We start from the raw sequence: 543 nt of genomic DNA on the forward strand, positions 1-543 counted from the left end.
CACCATGAAACTGGTCGCATCATGCGCGCGGGCCAGCCGGGTGATCTGCTGCTGCAACCCCGCCGGCCACTCGATCGCGATACTGGCCCCCCGATAATCGGCCACCGCCGGATAGGGCCGATCCGTGGGCAACACCAGGCGTTCGGGCATGCCGGCCAACGCGTGCTGCCAGTAAGCCAACTGTCCGCCGATGCGGCTGTGTGGGTCGTCGAGGTCACCGAACTGCTCACGTTGCCAGAGTGTGTAGTCGGCGTACTGCACCGCCAACGGCGCCCAACTTGGAGTCTGGCTTTGAGCGCGGCTGGTATAGGCCACACCCAGATCTCGTATCAGTGGTGTGGTCGACCAGCCGTCGGCGGCGATGTGGTGGGCCACCGCCACCAACACATACTCATCGGGGCCCAACCGGAAAAGCTCGGTGTGGATCGGGATTTCGGTTGCCAGATCGAACCAGTATTCTGCCGCCGCGGCGATGGCCTCCTCGAGCCGCTCGTGCGTCCACTACCGGTCGATCACCGGCCCAGCCGAAATCGGCCTGCTCGA

General features: G+C 65.0%; 1 pseudogene. It reads right to left on the bottom strand.

Annotated features, from left to right (window positions below):
• Positions 1 to 543, bottom strand: a pseudogene (locus A5692_RS16565) (condensation domain-containing protein); the annotation flags it as partial.

This window comes from Mycobacterium sp. E342 (assembly GCF_001667665.1).
Lineage (GTDB): Bacteria > Actinomycetota > Actinomycetes > Mycobacteriales > Mycobacteriaceae > Mycobacterium.